The sequence below is a fragment of the Rohdeia mirabilis genome (assembly GCA_007750655.1).
In the GTDB taxonomy this organism is placed as follows: Bacteria; Planctomycetota; UBA1135; order UBA1135.
In genome coordinates, this window is sequence record CP036290.1 from 2381162 (window position 1) to 2396823 (window position 15662).

11 protein-coding genes are annotated in these 15662 nt (G+C 70.1%); 5 read left to right on the forward strand and 6 right to left on the reverse strand.

The features are described 5' to 3' along the window. Window positions 1–93 precede the first annotated feature (93 nt). Both trkA and Pla163_RS08850 read left to right on the forward strand, forming a co-directional pair. Window positions 94–1488 carry a Trk system potassium transporter TrkA gene (gene trkA / locus Pla163_RS08845; protein ID WP_145186715.1) on the forward strand — a complete coding sequence of 465 codons (1395 nt, stop codon included), beginning with the start codon at window positions 94–96 and terminating at the stop codon, window positions 1486–1488. 30 nt (window positions 1489–1518) lie between these two features. Then, window positions 1519–3048, forward strand: a complete 1530-nt coding sequence (locus Pla163_RS08850) for a TrkH family potassium uptake protein (protein WP_145186718.1) — start codon at window positions 1519–1521, stop codon at window positions 3046–3048. A gap of 25 nt (window positions 3049–3073) precedes the next feature. Here the strand turns inward: Pla163_RS08850 and Pla163_RS08855 are convergent, their stop codons facing one another. Continuing rightward, window positions 3074–3736 (reverse strand): hypothetical protein, encoded by a 663-nt coding sequence (locus Pla163_RS08855; protein ID WP_145186721.1) that lies wholly within the window; start codon window positions 3734–3736, stop codon window positions 3074–3076. On the opposite strand from Pla163_RS08855, the gene Pla163_RS08860 reads away from it, so the two are divergent. Both Pla163_RS08860 and Pla163_RS08865 read left to right on the forward strand, forming a co-directional pair. Then, window positions 3735–7190 carry a carboxypeptidase regulatory-like domain-containing protein gene (locus Pla163_RS08860; RefSeq protein ID WP_145186724.1) on the forward strand — a complete coding sequence of 1152 codons (3456 nt, stop codon included), beginning with the start codon at window positions 3735–3737 and terminating at the stop codon, window positions 7188–7190. The genes Pla163_RS08855 and Pla163_RS08860 overlap by 2 nt on opposite strands. A 96-nt stretch (window positions 7191–7286) precedes the next feature. Next, window positions 7287–8159: an HAD family hydrolase gene (locus tag Pla163_RS08865; RefSeq protein ID WP_145186727.1), complete on the forward strand. Its 873-nt coding sequence runs from the start codon at window positions 7287–7289 to the stop codon at window positions 8157–8159. A gap of 103 nt (window positions 8160–8262) precedes the next feature. On the opposite strand, the gene Pla163_RS08870 is transcribed toward Pla163_RS08865, so the two are convergent. From Pla163_RS08870 to groL (Pla163_RS08890), 5 genes are all read right to left on the reverse strand, one after another. Further along, a complete protein-coding gene (locus Pla163_RS08870) occupies window positions 8263–8577 on the reverse strand; it encodes an FmdB family zinc ribbon protein (RefSeq protein WP_145186730.1) in 315 nt (104 codons plus the stop codon). An 11-nt stretch (window positions 8578–8588) separates the two neighbouring features. Then, complete coding sequence (locus Pla163_RS08875) at window positions 8589–9284, reverse strand: nucleotide exchange factor GrpE (RefSeq protein ID WP_145186733.1); 696 nt, start codon at window positions 9282–9284, stop codon at window positions 8589–8591. 39 nt (window positions 9285–9323) lie between these two features. Further along, on the reverse strand, window positions 9324–10466 hold the full coding sequence (gene dnaJ / locus Pla163_RS08880) for a molecular chaperone DnaJ (protein ID WP_145186736.1): 1143 nt from the start codon (window positions 10464–10466) through the stop codon (window positions 9324–9326). A gap of 222 nt (window positions 10467–10688) precedes the next feature. Next, complete coding sequence (gene groL, locus Pla163_RS08885) at window positions 10689–12290, reverse strand: chaperonin GroEL (RefSeq protein ID WP_145186740.1); 1602 nt, start codon at window positions 12288–12290, stop codon at window positions 10689–10691. A 68-nt stretch (window positions 12291–12358) separates the two neighbouring features. Then, window positions 12359–14023 (reverse strand): chaperonin GroEL, encoded by a 1665-nt coding sequence (gene groL, locus Pla163_RS08890; protein ID WP_145186743.1) that lies wholly within the window; start codon window positions 14021–14023, stop codon window positions 12359–12361. Window positions 14024–14330: 307 nt separating this feature from the next. Between groL (Pla163_RS08890) and Pla163_RS08895 the strand changes: the two genes are divergently transcribed. Further along, window positions 14331–15632, forward strand: a complete 1302-nt coding sequence (locus Pla163_RS08895) for an NPCBM/NEW2 domain-containing protein (RefSeq protein WP_419186476.1) — start codon at window positions 14331–14333, stop codon at window positions 15630–15632. Window positions 15633–15662 lie beyond the last annotated feature (30 nt).

Consider the following 15662-nt stretch of genomic DNA (forward strand, 5'->3'; position numbering starts at 1 on the left):
GCGGCGTCCCGCGAGCCCAGTGCCGGGGAGTTCTCGACGATCCGAGCCTCGATTCGTTGGAGCCACCCCGCAGCTGAGCTAGCCTCGCCACCCATGGACATCGTCATCGTCGGCGCCGGAGAGGTGGGGCAGTACCTCGCCGACATCCTCGCGCGCGAGGGGCACCGCGTCAGCGTGGTCGATCCCGACAACCACAAGATCGGGCGCCTCCAGGAGACGCTCGACGTGCAGGCCCTCGAGGGCGACGGCACGCGACCGGACGTCCTGGCCTCCGCGGGAGCCGGTCACTGCGACCTGTTCGTGGCGGTCACGAACGACGACCACGTGAACATGCTGGCGGCGCTGATGGGCCGCAACCTCGGCGCGCGGCGGGTGATCGTCCGCCTGCGCGACACGTCGCGGCTCGAGGGCTACCACTTCTTCCACAAGCGCGCCGTCGGGTACGACGTGCTGCTGTCCACCGACGAGCTGGCGACCGAGGAGATCCTGTCGACGGTGCGCGAACACCACGCGCTCGAGGTCGAGTCCTTCGCCAGCGGCCGCGTGCAGCTGCGCCGCCTGCGCATCCGCCAGAAGAGCGAACTGACGGCCGACACGTTGGCGAACCTCGATCTGCCCGGCGGCCTCTTGATCGCCGCGATCGCGCGCCGCGAGGAGTTCTTCGTAGCCTCGGGTTCGGACCGCCTCGAGGTCGACGACCAGGTGTACGTCATCGGCCGCAGCGCCGATCTCGACCAGTTCGAGGCGCTCTCGGGTGCGCCGCGCCTCGGACGCCGGAGCGTGATGATCATGGGCGGCGGTCGCATCGGTTCGCGCCTCGCCGAGTCGCTCGGATCCATGCCGGGGGTCTCGGTGCGCATCCTCGAGCGCGACCCCGAGCGCGCCAAGAACATCGCCGGCACCTTCGGCAACAACGTGATGGTGCTGGTGGGGGACGCGACCGACATCGACCTTCTGAACGAAGAGCGCATCAGCGAGGTGAACACGTTCATCGCCACGAGCGCCGACGACGAGGACAACATCATCGCGTGCCACCTGGCTTCGACGCTGGGCGTCGGCCGGACCGTGGCGGTGCTCGACAAGGCGGCCTACCGCAAGGTGTTCGACAGCCTGCACATCGACAAGGCGATCAGCCCGCGACTGTTGTGCGCGAAGCGCATCCTGCGTTTCGTGCGCTCCGACGCCGTCTCGTCGATCGCCGTGATCGCCGAAGGTCGGGCCGAGGTGCTCGAGATCGAGGCCGGCTTCACCGACGGCAAGACCGAACGCAAGGTCAAGGGACTCGGTTTGCCGCGCGGCGTGATCATCGGCGCGGTCGTGCACGGCGAGGACGTCGTCATCCCGCGCGGTGACACGGTCGTCCACTCGGGCGATCGCCTGATCCTCTTCACGTTGCCGGAACACCTCGAAGAGCTGAACCACATCCTGGGCGCGTCGCGGACGTTCGGCGTCCCCGCGGCGGCCGAGTCCCAGGCGGACGCCACCTGACCCGAGCTCCGCCGAGGCGGACCTTCACCCTTGAACCTGCGCGCCGTCCTCTGGCTGCAAAGCCGCGTGATGCTGCTCCTGGCAGTCTTCATGCTCGTGCCCGCAGGGGTCGCGTGGCTCTTCGACGAGACGCGCGACGCGTACACGTTCTGCCTCAGTGCGGGAATCGTGGCCGCCGTCGCGGGACTCGTCGGATGGCGCAACCGCGGTTCGATCACGACGCCCGAGGGGCGGCCCGACTTCTTCCGGCGCGAAGGCCTCGCGGCCGTGGGGTTGAGCTGGTTGGTCGCGGCGGTCGTGGGGGCGTTGCCCTATCTGTTGACCGGAGCGATCCCGGCTCCGACCGACGCCTTCTTCGAGTCGGCCTCGGGCTTCACGACGACGGGCTCGACGATCCTGTCCGGCGACCAGCTCGCCGCGCTCGGCAAGGGCGTCGCCTTCTGGCGTTCCTTCACGCACTGGCTCGGCGGCATCGGCATCGTGCTGGTGTTCGTGGTCCTCTTCCCCACGGGTGGACGCAGTCTGTTCCGTTCCGAGGTGCCGGGAATCGCTCGCGAAGCGGTCCAACAGCGCGTGCGCGACAGTGCTCGCGGCCTCGCGCGGATCTACGTGGGACTGACCGTGGTGGAAGTGCTGGTGCTGATGTGGGCGGGGCTCGATCTGTACGAGGCATCGATCCACGCCTTCGGGACGATCGCGACCGGCGGCTTCTCGAACCACCCCGAGAGCGTCGCGTACTTCGCGTCCTGGATCGTCGAAGCGATCCTCGTGCTCTTCATGTTCCTGGCCGGCATCAACTTCGCGGTCTACGACACGATGCTGCGGCAGGGCTTGCGGCGCGGGCTCTCCGCGGTCGTCAAGTCGTCGGAGATCCGGGTCTACACGGGGATGATCGTGGGCGCGACGCTGCTGATGGCGGGCGTCCTGTGGTTCTGGGGCGGCAGCAACGGGCACAGCGGCGACCAGTTCGCGACGGTCGCGGGCCTTCCGGACTACTCGAGTCTGACGCTCTGCTTGCGCGACAGCATGTTCGCCGCCGTCTCCGTGCAGACGAGCACCGGCTACGGCACCGCGGACTTCAACCAGTGGCCCGAGCTGTGCCGCTTCGTGCTCATGTTCCTGGCCTTCGTCGGCGCCTGCGCGGGCTCGACGGGCGGGGGACTCAAGGTGGTGCGCTTCCTGATCGTGGCGAAGGTCGCGGTGCGCGGGGTCCTGGCGTTCTCGCGTCCGCGCGCCATCCACAACGTGCGCGTCGACGGTGTGACCCTCGACGAGCGCACGGTCTCGTCGGTCACCGGCTACTTCGGCCTGTGGGTGCTGGTCATGCTCGGTGGAACGGCGGCACTCTCCGCGTTCGGCATGGACCTGACCAGCGCGCTGACCGGGACCCTGGCCTGCCTCAACAACATCGGTCCGGGGCTCGAGGTCCTGGGTCCGGCCTCGCACTTCGGCGACGTGCCCGTGCTCGGCAAGCTGCTCCTGTCGATCCTGATGATCCTCGGACGACTCGAGTTCTACGCCCTCGTCGTGCTCGTGCTGCCTCGCTTCTGGCGCTCGTGATCCGAGCCCGGTCGCGGGGGCAGGGTCACTCGAGGTCTTCGCGGTAGACCCAGGGGGCGGGCCGGTGGCGATTGCGCCGGTAGCTCACGAGACGCCACAGGTCCGTCGGTCCGATGGCGGCGAGGCGTTCGCGCGGCGCGGCGCTGGCGAGGGCGGAGTCGATGATCTGCACGCGACCTGCGAGCAGACCCACGAGCCGCAGCTGGCCGCGGCGATCGCGCAGATAGACTCCCGCTCCCGAAGAGGCCGGCGGCAGCGGTTCGTCCGGGATCAGGAGCAAGAGACCCGTCGCGGTCGGTTCGTCGGCGCGACGGGTCGTCCGGACCCAGGCGCCGGCGGCGTCGCGACCACGGATCTCGAGCGTCGTCGACGTGTCGGGCAGGTCGAACGACAGGGGCACCGCCGGCAGATCGATGTCGACGTCGACGCTGTACAGGCCGCCGCCGATGGCCTCGACCAGCGAGGGTTCGAGTTCGGGTCCGTCGCCGAACCAGGCCAGGACCTCGGCTTCACCGGACGTGGCCGTCGTCCCCAGGAAGACCACGCCGTGGGTGGTCGACGCACCGAGTTCCACGCCGCCTTTCGTGCGAACGAGGACGGTCGGGTCGGGGTCGGCGGTCCTGCAGGCGCCGAGACCGAGGGTCTGGACGGCGAGAACTGCGAGGAGGATCGATCGTCGAGCACGCATGCCGGCATTCTGGCACGCTGCGCCGCGTCGGGCGGTCCGGACCGACGCGCGCGATCTCTCCACTGGGGCGTGCGCCGACGCGCGAGCCGCGGCGCCGTGCTCCCGGGACTGCGACTGGGACGACGTCGTTCGGACGGGCCCGCTCGGTCTCGGGGCGAGCCGGGCCAACGTGGGGCCGCCCGACGGCGTAGTTCGCGAAGGTCCCGACCTGTGCGGGGCCGCACGCGGCGATGCGGCCGCGATCCGCGCAGCCCTCCCCAGCTCGCGCTCCCCCTCCCTCCCGCAGCGCGCTTCGCAGCGTGCCGACCCCATGTTCGCGACCTCCGTGTCCGTGTCGTCTCGTCCGTTCGCCCGCCGCGGACACGCCGCCCTGATCCTCGTGATCGTCCTCGCGGCACTCGCTGCTCTCGGCGCACTTCTGTTCATGGGCGGTGAGGAGAGCGGAGGAGCCGTGCAGATCGGCACGGAGCAGGAGCCGGAGCAGGAGGGCGGGACGGGCGACGGGCTGGGAGCGGTCGACCTCACGGACGGCGGCTCGGGCGACGCGCGCGACGAGCGCGCCGAACTGGGCGCCGCGCTCGCGAACGCGGGCGACGAGAGCCAGGCCGACGAGAAGAGCGCACGCAAGGGTGCGACGGTCACAGGACGCGTGGCGGACTCCGCCGGTCGGCCGGTGGTCGGGGCGACGGTGCGCCTCGAACGGGGCGAGGGCGGCGGCCTGGGAGCCATGGCCATGAGGATCGGCGCTCCGAACGGAATCGGCGCCGGCCGGACCGCGACCACCGACGCGCGCGGACTCTTCGAGTTCGAGAACGTGCGCACGGGCGAGCAGCGGTTGATCGCCTCGGCGCCGGGGTTCGCCACCCGCGAGCCCGAGCGCTTCGACGTGGAAGGCCTCGATCCCGTGGACGTGGGAACGCTCGAGCTGGAACTTGCCATCGTCCTGTCCGGCCGCGTGGTCGACTCGCTCGGGCGCGGGGTCGCGGGCGTCGAGTTGCGCTCCTCACCGCGCGTCGAGATGGGCGGCGGAATGATCGTGCTCAACACGATCGGTGCCGCCGGCGAACCGCTCACCACGACCGGACCTGGCGGTGAGTTCACCATCGACACGCTGCCCGCAGGACCGTGGCGCATCGGCACCGTGCATCCCGAACACCCCGCGCGCACGTTCGAGGGCGAAGTGGCGCGCCCCGGCGACGTCGAGCGCGATCTGCTCTGGGAACTGCCCGACGGCGCCGTGATCCGCGGCTACGTGGTTGGGACCGATCGCCGCGAGGGGCCCTACCGCGTGCTCGGGTCGAGCGGAGGAATGGTCGACTTCGGTCTGCTCGGCGGCGGGAACGGCGGCGTCGACGTGGGACCGGACGGCGCGTTCGAACTGCGCGGACTCGAACCGGACACGGACTACGACCTGCGTGTCGTGCGCGCCCCCGACGGCAAGGGCGACGATGTGCTCTCGATGGTCGGACTCGGCGATCTCACCTCCGCGCTCAGCGAGACGAAGTCGTTCCCGTCGGGCACGCTCGACGCGCGACTCGAGATCCTCGCACCCGGTCGGGTCCGTCTACGGGTCGCGACCGGTGACGACGCGCGGCCGGTCGAAGCCTTCACGGCAGCGCTCGGCGAGCCGTGGGCGCTGGAGACGCTGCGCGACGCCGACGGCCGCACGCTGCGCCAACACCCGGGAGGGATCGTGGAGTTCGACGACGTCAGCACCATCGAAGCCAACCCGTTCTTCGGAGGCTCGACGATCGTGCGGATCCAGTCGGAGGGCTACGTCACGCTCGATGTGCCGCTCGGCGAACGTCCGGACCCGGGCGGCGTGATCGACCTCGGAACCGTGATGCTCGAACAGGCGCGACGCGCGCGCATCACCGTGCTCGGTCCCGACGGTCCGGTCCAGGGAGCGCGCGTCGCCCTGGCGCGGGCCAGCGACCGCGGTTTCGAGCTGTTCGAAGGTGGAGACTCGGGAGCGACCTTCACGATGAGCGCCACGGTCTCGAGCGACGGTGAGGAAGGCGCGACGGAGGATGTCGTCGGGCCGGACCGGAGCGCGCGCGCGCGTACCGACGCGGACGGGCTGGCCGAGTTCGACATGCCGGCGAACGACGGGAAGCTGCGCCTGACGGTCGAGCACCGGGACTTCGCGCCCTACGCCGCGACGCTGACGGTGGCGCCGGAGGCCGAACTCGTCCACACGGTCGAACTCGGTCCGGGCGGCGTCGTCGTCGTGAGGGTCGTGGACCCCGCCGGCGCCCCCGTCGCCGGGATCGGGATCCAGCACCGCGGGCCCGGTGTCGAAGGTTCGGCGCTGTTCGACGCGCCGCGGACGAAAGCCGACGGCACGGTGCGTTTCGATCGGCTCACGCCCGGCGACCACGGCTTCCGCACGCGCGCCGGAGCACGCGGCGACGGCCCCGGCGTGGTGTTCGACTTCCCCGGAACGAATGGGGGCGGGAAGCCCTGGAGCGACATCACCGTCGAGCACGGCGACGTTCTCGAGGTTCTCCTCACCGACGCGGCGACCGCGACGCTCGTCGGCCAGGTTCGGTTGGACGGCGAACCGCTCGTCGGAGCACGGGTCACGGCGCGATCGAACGACTCGTCGGGGTCGAACGACGGCGGCAGCGAAGCTCTCGAGTTCGACTTCGACATGGTGGCGATGACCGGTCGGAACTCGGGTCGGACGGACGAGAACGGGCGCTACTCGATCGAGGGACTCGAGCCCGGCGCGTACGAAGTGTCGGTCGACCACGACGATCGCGCTCTGCCTGCGAAACGCGACGCGCTGGTGGTCGCCGGTGTCGAGAACCAGCTCGACGTGGATCTCGTCCAGAACGGCATTCGCGGCAGGGTCGTCGACGAAGAGGGTGCTCCCATCCCCGGAGTCGTGGTGCGGGCGAAGCGCGCCGGCGGCGAGGGATCGGGACGGGCCAGTCGCTTCGCCATCAGCCTCTCGACCGCGGACGGCATGAGCACGATGCTCGGCGGCCCTGGCGGTGAGTCCGTCCGCACCGACGCGAACGGCGCGTTCGAACTCCCCGGCCTGCCCGAGGACGTCGACCTGCGCGTCGTCGTCGAGGCCGCGGAGGGCGCGCCGTACAGCATCGGCGTCGAGAGCGACGTCCTGCGTGTGGGCCTCGGCCAGTGGCTCGAGGGCGTGGAGCTCGAGGCACCGATCGGAGGTGCGGTCGACGTGGCGGTCTCCGGCGAACTCCAGAAGGAGCTGGTGTTCGTCGTCGTCTCCGCCGACCGGCTCGACGACGCCGGGAACCCGATCGATGGCAGCCGCACGACCGGCTTCGCCGACGACGGGGACTGTCGACTGCTCGGTCTCGAATCGGGTCGGTGGCGGATCGGTCTGCGCGGTCTCATGCAGGACGACTCTGGTCCTCCGGCGCGGACCACCGACGTCGAGGTCCGCAGGGGAGAGGCGACTCCGATCGAGTTCTGACGCGTCGCCGAGGAGGGCGTTCGGCCGATCGCTCGCGTGCGAACGCGGTCGGCGGGACGTCTTCCAGCGGTTGCTGGTGTCAGTACACTGCGGCCCATGCACTCGCCTTCGGACTCGACCGTGACCGGCGCGAACGCCCGCGCACACGACGCCATCGTTCTCGACCTCGACGGGACGTTGGTCGCCGACGACGGTCACGTGCGCCCGAACGTCCGGGCGGCCCTGCGGCGAGCGATGGAAGCGGGCGTGGTCGTCATGGTCGCCACCGGACGTTCGGAGGCGGCGACCCGCGACGTCGCTCGCGAGCTCGGCGTCGCGGTTCCGTGCATCGTCTACAACGGCGCGGGGATGTGGTGCCCGACCACCGACGCGATGCTCGAGGAGCGACTCCTGTCCAATCGCGCGGTCGAGCGGACCTACCGGGCGGCGCGCGAACTGGACCTGGCACCGGTGGCGATGACCCACGGTCTGAAGGTCGCCGAGGAGCCCGACGACGAGCGGCTGCGCGCGGCGCTCGCCAACATGACGGAGCTCGAATTCGCTCCGCTCGAACGCTTCCCGACCGAGTGCCTGATCCGCATCACGCTGATGTCGACGGGCTACACCGACTCGGCCGAGTTGGAACGGGACATCAACGCGCGCATCGGACTGCCGGTCTACACCACGCACTTCCCGCTGAACGCGCTCGCGCCGCACCGGGACTCGATCGTCCAGGTCGTCGACGTCCAGCCCCCCTGTCGCGGAAAGGGCGAGGCTCTGCGCTACCTGAGCGAGGTGCACGGAATCGATCCCGCGCGCGTCGTGGCCGTGGGCGACGCGGGCAACGACGTGCCGATGTTCACCCGCGCGGGTCTCGGCGTGGCGATGGGGGGCGCGATGCCCGTCGCGCTCGCTGCGGCCGACCGCGTGATCGGCGACTGCAACACCGACGCCATCGCGGACCTGATCGCCGAGCTGTTCGGCGTCTGAGGCGTGTGCGCCGGACCGGGTCGGAGCCGGAGCGGAAGGAGGGCCGCGCGCGAGCGTGCGTCGTGCCGTGCCAACGCTGCCGCCCGTCGACGCCCTGCTCGGCTCAGTCCTTCGACGGCTTCTTCTTGGCTTCGGACTTCTTCTTCGAGCCCGAGCCGGAGTCCGCCTTCGCGGGCGCATCCTTCTTCGCGGTGCTGCTGTCCTTCTCGGACTTCTCGCCCTGCTTGTAGGAGTCGCTGCGGTAGTCGGTCTCGTAGAAGCCCGAGCCCTTGAAGATGAACCCGGCGCCGGCGCCGATCTGCCGTTCGAGGGCGAGCTTGCCGCAGCTCGGGCACTTGCGCTTCGCCGACTCCTTCATGGACTGGAAGATCTCGAGGCTCGCGCCACAGGCCTTGCAGACGTAGTCGTAGGTGGGCATGGCGGGCGTGCTCAGGCGTCGGCCGACGGGTCGCGGTCGGTCGACTCGGTCGTGGTGTCGTCGGCTGTATCGGTCGCACCGGAGCCGGCCTCGTGCTCGAGGGTCACGTCGCTCGGCTCGACGCCGGGTGCGCCGGCCGCGACGACGCCGCCCGGCACCACCGTGACCTGGGCGTGGCGCAGGACGCGTTCGCGCCAGGCGAAGCCGCGCTTGTTGACGTCGACGATCGTTCCCGGCTCGGCGTCCGAGTCTTCGGTGGTCGCCACGGCCTCGTGCTGGGACGGATCGAAGAGCGAGCCCGCCGCCACGTCGATGCCTTCGACGCCGAACGAACCGAGGGCGTCCAGCAGGAGCTTCTTGACCATCTCGACGCCGAACGCGAGGTTCCGCGCGTCGTCGCTCGTCGTCGGCGACGCGAGCGCCATCTCGAGGTAGTCGTCGACCTGGAGCAGATCGCGCAGGAGCGGCTCGAGCACGGCGCGCACGCGGTCGTCCACCTGCTTGGGCAGACGGTTCTGCAGGTTCTGGTAGTCCGCGCGCGCGCGCTCCCACTGTTCGCGGAACTGCTCGCGCTCGCGAATGGCCTGGGTGAGTTCGTCCTCGACGTCCTCGGTCGCATTCGCTCCCTCGGCAGTGGTCTCGTCGTCGTCGAGCGCGTCGACGTCGGCTTCGTTCCCGCGGTGCTTCTTCTTGGATCGGCCCATCATGGTCGTAGGTCCTCACGGAGCGCGGAGCGCCCAGGTTCGTCAGCTGGCGAAGTAGTCGGTGATCTTCTCGAACAGGGACTTGGATTCGCCCTTCTCCCCTTCGATGTCGTCGAACTCGCGCAGGAGTTCCTTCTGGCGGTCGGTGAGCTTGGTCGGCACCTCGACGAACACGCGCACCAACTGGTCGCCGCGCGTCGAACGCTCGAGCTGTGTCATGCCCTGGCCCCGCAACCTGAACACGCGCCCGGGCTGGGTGCCGGCGGGCACGTTCATCTCCACGGAGCCGCGCAACGTCGGGATCTCGACCTTGTCGCCCAGGGCCAGCTGTCGGAAGGACAGCGGGACCTCGGTCAGGACGTCGGGCCCCGAGCGCTGGAAGATGGCGTGTTCGGTCTCGGAGATGACGCAGTACAGGTCGCCGCGGGGCGCGCCCGGTGCGCCGCTGTCGCCTTCGCCTGCGAGGCGGATGCGCATGCCCTCCTCGACGCCGGCCGGGACGTTCACGGTCAACTCGGTCGGGCGCGTCACGCCACCGTTGCCGCCGCACTCGTCGCACGGATCCTCGATCGTCGTCCCCGCGCCGCGGCAGGTGGGGCAGGGCGAGGCCATCGCGAAGAAGCCCTGCTGACGTTGGACGCGACCCGCGCCCTTGCAGGTCGCGCAGGCCACAGGCTTGGAGCCGTCCTTGCCGCCCGTCCCCGAACAGGTCTCGCAGGTCTCGCGGCGCTTGATCGTGATCGTGCGCTCGACGCCCGAGTCGATCTCCTCGAGGGTCAGTTCGAGCACGATCTTGAGGTCGCGTCCGGGGGCCGGGCCGCGGCGTTGACGCCTTCCGCCGCCGAAGATGTCGCCGAAGAAGCCGCCTCCTCCACCGCCGCCGAAGATGTCGCCGAACGCCTCGAAGATGTCCTCGAGGTTCGAGAACTGGCGCCCGCCGCCACCGCCGCCGCCCATACCGACGCCGGCGTGACCGAACTGGTCGTAGCGGGCCCGCTTCTGCTCGTCGCCGAGCACGTCGTAGGCCTCGGCCGCTTCCTTGAACTTGGCCTCGGCACTGGCGTCGTCGGGGTTGCGGTCCGGGTGGTACTGGAGCGCGAGCTTGCGATAGGCCTTCTTGAGGTCCTCCGCACTGGCGCCGCGTTCGACGCCGAGCACTTCGTAGTAGTCGCGCTTCTCGCTCATTCGCTCGGTCCTTCCGATCGCGGCTCGGCCGCAGTCACATGGGTTGGGGGGTGGTGGGGCGGTCGCTCCCGGAGCGGCGTTGCTCGCTCGCCTCCGACATGGGCGTTCGACCGGGGCGGGCAAGCATAGGGGCGCGAGGCGTGGCGATCGTCGCCTCACCTCGCGCCCACGGTGCCACTGTGAGATTCAGTGCCGCTGCGAGATCGAGTGCCCCGGCGAGACTCAGGAGATGCTGCCGGAGACCGCCGAGTCGTCCTTGACGTCCGTCACCATCGTGTTGGTGGTGAGGAGGAGGCCAGCGATGGACGCGGCGTTCTGCAGGGCGGACCGCACGACCTTGGCCGGGTCGATGATGCCGGTCTTGACCATGTCGACGTACTTGCGGTTCAGCGTGTCGAAGCCCATGTTCTTGCCCTTCTCACGGACCATCTCGACCACGACGCTGCCGTCCTCGCCGGCGTTCGAAGCGATCTGGCGCAGCGGACCCTGGAGGGCGTTCGCGATGATCTCGGCGCCGAAGCGCTCGTCACCCTTGAACTTCGCCGCGCGGACCGCGTCGCTGGCGCGCAGGAGCGCCACGCCGCCACCGGGGACGATGCCTTCCTGGATCGCGGCGCGCGTCGCGTTGAGCGCGTCCTCGATCAGGTCCTTGGTGGCCTTCATCTCCGCTTCGGTGTCGCCACCGGCGCGGACGACGGCGACGCCGCCGGACAGTTTGGCGAGACGCTCCTCGAGCTTCTCGCGGTCGTAGTCCGAGTTGGTCTTCTCGATCTGCGCGCGGATCTGGTTGCAGCGATCGTTGATCGCCTTCTTCGTTCCGCCGCCCTCGACCATGGTCGTCGAGTCCTTCGCGACGCGCACGTGCTTGGCGGTACCGAGGTGCGACATCTCGACCTTGTCGAGGCTGATGTCGATCTCCTCGGTGATCGCCGTGCCGCCCGTGAGGGCCGCGATGTCGCCCAGGTAGGCCTTGCGGCGCTCGCCGAAGCCCGGGGCCTTGACCGCGCAGATGTTGAGGATGCCGCGCAGGCGGTTGATGACCAGCGTGGCCAGCGCCTCGCCCTCGATGTCCTCCGCGATGATCAACAGCGGGCGGCCCGTCTGTGCGGCCTGCTCGAGGATCGGGACCAGGTCGCGGGCGTTCGTGATCTTCTTCTCGTAGATGAGGATCAGCGGGTCGTCGAGTTCGGCCACCAGCTTGGCGGCGTTGGTGGCGAAGTACGGCGACAGGTAGCCCTTGTCGAACTCCATGCCTTCGACGACCTCGAGCTGGGTCGCGACGCCGGTGTTCTCCTCGACGGTGATGACGCCCTCGTCACCGACCTTCTCGAAGGCCTCGGCGAGGAGGTTGCCGATCGTCGGGTCGTTGTTGGCCGAGATCGTGGCGATCGAGGCCTTCTCGGCCTTCGACTTGATCTTGCGGGACTGGGCCGCGATCGACTCGACGGCGACGAGCACCGCCTTGTCGATGCCCGAGCGCAGGGCCATCGGGTTGACGCCCGAGGCGAGGAACTTCAGGCCTTCCTCGAAGATCGAGCTGGCGAGGACCGTGGCCGTCGTGGTGCCGTCACCGGCGACGTCGTTGGTCTTCTTGGCGACCTCGAGCACGAGCTTGGCGCCCATGTTCTCGAAGGGGTCGTCGAGGTCGATCTCCTTGGCGACCGAGACACCGTCCTTGGTGACCTTGGGGGCGCCGATGGACTTGGAGAGGATGACGTTGCGGCCGGCCGGGCCCATCGTCACGCGAACGGTCTTCGCGAGCTTCTCGATACCGATGCGCATCTTCTCGCGCGCGGTGTCGTCGAACAGGATCTGCTTGGACATGGGATGTGTGGTGTACGTGTGTGTGTGCGTGTGTCGGGAGTGGAGCGCAGGAGGGAGCGGTGGAGGGCCTAGAAGCCCATTCCGCCCATGTCTCCCATTCCACCCATGCCGTCCATGCCGCCCATCCCGTCCATGTCGCTCGAGGGCGCCTTGGGCTCGGGTTTGTTGGCGATGATGCAGTCGGTGGTGAGCAGGAGTCCGGCCACGCTGACCGCGTTGTTCAGCGCCGCCTTGGTGACCTTGGTCGGATCGACGATGCCGAACGCGAGCATGTCGCCGTACTCGCCCTTGAGCGCGTCGAAGCCGTAGTTCGCGCTCTTCTCGCGGAGGATGCGGTGGGCGACGACGGCACCGTCGAAGCCCGCGTTCTCGGCGATCGTGTGGCACGGGCGCGCGAGCGCTTCGTCCAGGATGTCGATGCCCATGTCGTAGTCGAGCTCGCCGGTGCGCAGCTTGGCGAGGACCGAGCGAGCGCGCAGCAGAGCGGTTCCGCCGCCGGGGAGGATGCCCTCGGCGACCGCGGCGCGGGTGGCGTGCAGGGCGTCCTCGATCAGGGCCTTGCGCTCCTTGACCTCGGTCTCGGTGGCGCCGCCGACGTTGATCTGGGCGATGCCGCCGGTCAGCTTGGCGAGGCGCTCCTGGAGCTTCTCGCGGTCGTAGTCCGAGCTGGTCTGCTCGATCTCGGCGCGGATCTGGCCGACGCGGGCGTCGACCGCCGCCTTGCCGCCCTTGCCGTCGACGACGATGGTCTCGTCGCTCGACACGATGACGCGGCGGGCGGTGCCCAGGTCGCGCAGGGTGACGCGGTCGAGTTCCATGCCGAGGTCCTTCATGACCGCGGTCGCACCCGTCAGGGTCGCGATGTCGATCAGCATGGCCTTGCGGCGCTCACCGTAGCCGGGCGCCTTCACGGCGACCACGTCGACGATGCCGCGCATCTTGTTGACGACCAGGGTCGCCAGGGCTTCGGAGTCGACGTCCTCGGCGATGATGACGAGCTGCTTCTTGGCTTCCTTGACGGCCTCGAGCAGCGGCAGCAGTTGCTGCACGTTCGAGATCTTGGTCTCGTGGACCAGGATCAGCGGGTTGTTGTAGGAGCACTCCATCGACTGGGTGTCGGTGACGAAGTGCGCGGACAGGTAGCCGCGGTCGAACTGCATGCCCTCGACGACGGTGACGTCCGTCTCGAGCGACTTGCCCTCTTCGACGGTGATGACACCGTCCTTGCCGACCTTGTCCATCGCGCCCGCGATGAGCTTGCCGATCTTCGGGTCGTTGTTGGCCGAGATGGTCGCGACCTGGGCGATCTCCGCCGAGCTCGAGATCTTCTTCGACGACTTGTCGAGGGCGGCGGTCACGGCCGCGGCGCCGTCCTTGAGGGCGACGTTGAGGCGCACCGGGGCAGCGCCGGCGGTGACGAACTTGAGACCCGACGTGAAGATGGCCTCGGTCAGGAGGGTCGCGGTGGTCGTGCCGTCACCCGCGGTGTCGCTGGTCTTGCTGGCGACCTCGCGGACGAGCTGGGCGCCCATCTGCTCGTAGGGGTTGGAGAGTTCGATCTCCTCGGCCACGGTCACGCCGTCCTTGGTGATCGTGGGAGCGCCCCAGCCTTTGTCGAGTACCGCGTTGCGTCCGCGCGGGCCGAGGGTGCTGGTGACGGCCTTGGCGAGCTTGGTGACGCCGGCGCGAATTGCTTCGCGCGCGTCGACCTCGAAAACCATTTGCTTGGCCATGGGAGGATCGTGTTCGTCCGTTGGGGTGGGTCGGGGGCGGGCCTGCGCGATGGGGCGGGCCCTTTGGAAGAAGGCGGCGCCAACGGAGCGATCTGCTCGCTGCGGCGCGCGGTTCGCGCCCTCCTAGCAAGACTGGTGCCAGCGCCCGATCCCGGCCGCGATCCCGGCGGCGCGCTGGCTGGGGCGAAGCGGGGCTTCGGACGGGCTGCGCCGGGTTCTGCCCAAATGGCAGCCCCCGTGGGAGTGCGTGGGCGCGGCTGTCAGCTTGGCAGGAGAGCGCCGCGGGCGGAGCGGTAGCATGCGCGCCATGGCCCTCGTCCCGATCCGTGCGACGCGCTCCGAGCGCGCGTTCCGTCCGTCCGCCCCGGCGCTCCTGCTCGCGCTGTCCGCCGCCGTCCTGGTCGCGCCGGTCACTGGTGCTCGCTCCGGGGCGCCGACGCCCGAGGACGAGCGCGTGCTGGTCGAATGGCCCGACGGGCGGGTCGAGCGGACCGCGTCGCTCGCGATCGAGCCGGCTGCGGCCGGAGCCTTCGCGCCGCTGCGCATCGTGACGCTCGCGCCCCGTGCCGAGCCGCGCCCCGTCGAGTCGGCGGTGGCCGGCGACGACCGCGTGCAGGTGACCCTTTGGAACGGCGATCGCGTCGCAGGTCGCTCGGCCCCTGGCCTCGGGGACGCCGAGCACGTGGGGCTCCTCGTCGGCGGGTCCGGCGACCTCGCGCTGCGGCTGCCGATCGACGTCCTCGCGCGGCTCGACTTCCCGGGCCGCGCGGCCGCCGCGGGTACCGAGGAGTTGACGGCGCCCACGGAGGGCGACCGCCTCTACCGCCTGGCCGGGACCGGGGTCGACGTCCTCGACGGAACGCTCGACGGATTCGACGAGCGCGGCCCGGTCTTCGAGAGTCGACTCGGGCTGCGCTCCTACGGTTGGAACGAGGTGGTGGCGCTCTTCGTCGAGCCGATCGACCCGCCCGACTCCACGCGTGGCCTCGAGCGCGCCGTCGCGCTCGATCTGGTGGGCGGCGGTCGTCTGCACGGACTGCTCGACGCGTTCGACGGCACGGGCTACCGCCTGCGGCTGCCCTGGGACGAGGTGGTGGTGGCGCCGCTCGAGTCGGTGCTCGTCTGCTCGACCGACGACGGGCGGCTGGCCTACCTGTCGGACCGCGAGCCGGACGCCGTGACGGGCGGTTCGGCCTTCGGCGACGATCTCGGCCTCGTGTTCGAGCCCCTGCGCGATCGCGCGGTGCACGGCGAGGCGCTGCGCGCGGGCGGTCGCGTCTGGCCGCGCGGGATCGGCGTCCAGGCTCCGCTGTCGCTCGCGTTCGATCTCGAGCCCGGCGCCTTCGACGAACTGCGCGGACTCGTCGCCATCGACGCGTCGACGGCGGACCTCGGTGCGCGCGGTGCCGCCGTGTTCGCGGTGCTCGGCGACGGAAAGGAGCTGTGGCGCAGTGAGATCGTGCGCGGCGGCCGCCCGCCCGTCGAACTCCCCGTGCTCGACGTGTCCGAGGTCGCACGGCTCGAACTCGTCGTCGAGATGGGCCCCGACCTCAACCTGGGCGACCGGGCCGACTGGCTCGACGTGCGGCTGGTCGAACGTCCCGACTGACGACGGGTCGGGACCTGCTCGGTGGGAGGC

What these genes read in the sequence shown, in the direction of transcription:
- trkA (WP_145186715.1), top strand. Translation starts at nt 94, where the DNA reads ATGGACATCGTCATCGTCGGCGCCGGAGAGGTGGGGCAGTACCTCGCC.
- Pla163_RS08860 (WP_145186724.1), top strand. Translation starts at nt 3,735, where the DNA reads ATGCCGGCATTCTGGCACGCTGCGCCGCGTCGGGCGGTCCGGACCGAC.
- Pla163_RS08855 (WP_145186721.1), bottom strand. Translation starts at nt 3,736, where the DNA reads ATGCGTGCTCGACGATCGATCCTCCTCGCAGTTCTCGCCGTCCAGACC.
- Pla163_RS08865 (WP_145186727.1), top strand. Translation starts at nt 7,287, where the DNA reads ATGCACTCGCCTTCGGACTCGACCGTGACCGGCGCGAACGCCCGCGCA.
- Pla163_RS08870 (WP_145186730.1), bottom strand. Translation starts at nt 8,577, where the DNA reads ATGCCCACCTACGACTACGTCTGCAAGGCCTGTGGCGCGAGCCTCGAG.
- Pla163_RS08875 (WP_145186733.1), bottom strand. Translation starts at nt 9,284, where the DNA reads ATGATGGGCCGATCCAAGAAGAAGCACCGCGGGAACGAAGCCGACGTC.
- dnaJ (WP_145186736.1), bottom strand. Translation starts at nt 10,466, where the DNA reads ATGAGCGAGAAGCGCGACTACTACGAAGTGCTCGGCGTCGAACGCGGC.
- groL (WP_145186740.1), bottom strand. Translation starts at nt 12,290, where the DNA reads ATGTCCAAGCAGATCCTGTTCGACGACACCGCGCGCGAGAAGATGCGC.
- groL (WP_145186743.1), bottom strand. Translation starts at nt 14,023, where the DNA reads ATGGCCAAGCAAATGGTTTTCGAGGTCGACGCGCGCGAAGCAATTCGC.
- Pla163_RS08895 (WP_419186476.1), top strand. Translation starts at nt 14,331, where the DNA reads ATGGCCCTCGTCCCGATCCGTGCGACGCGCTCCGAGCGCGCGTTCCGT.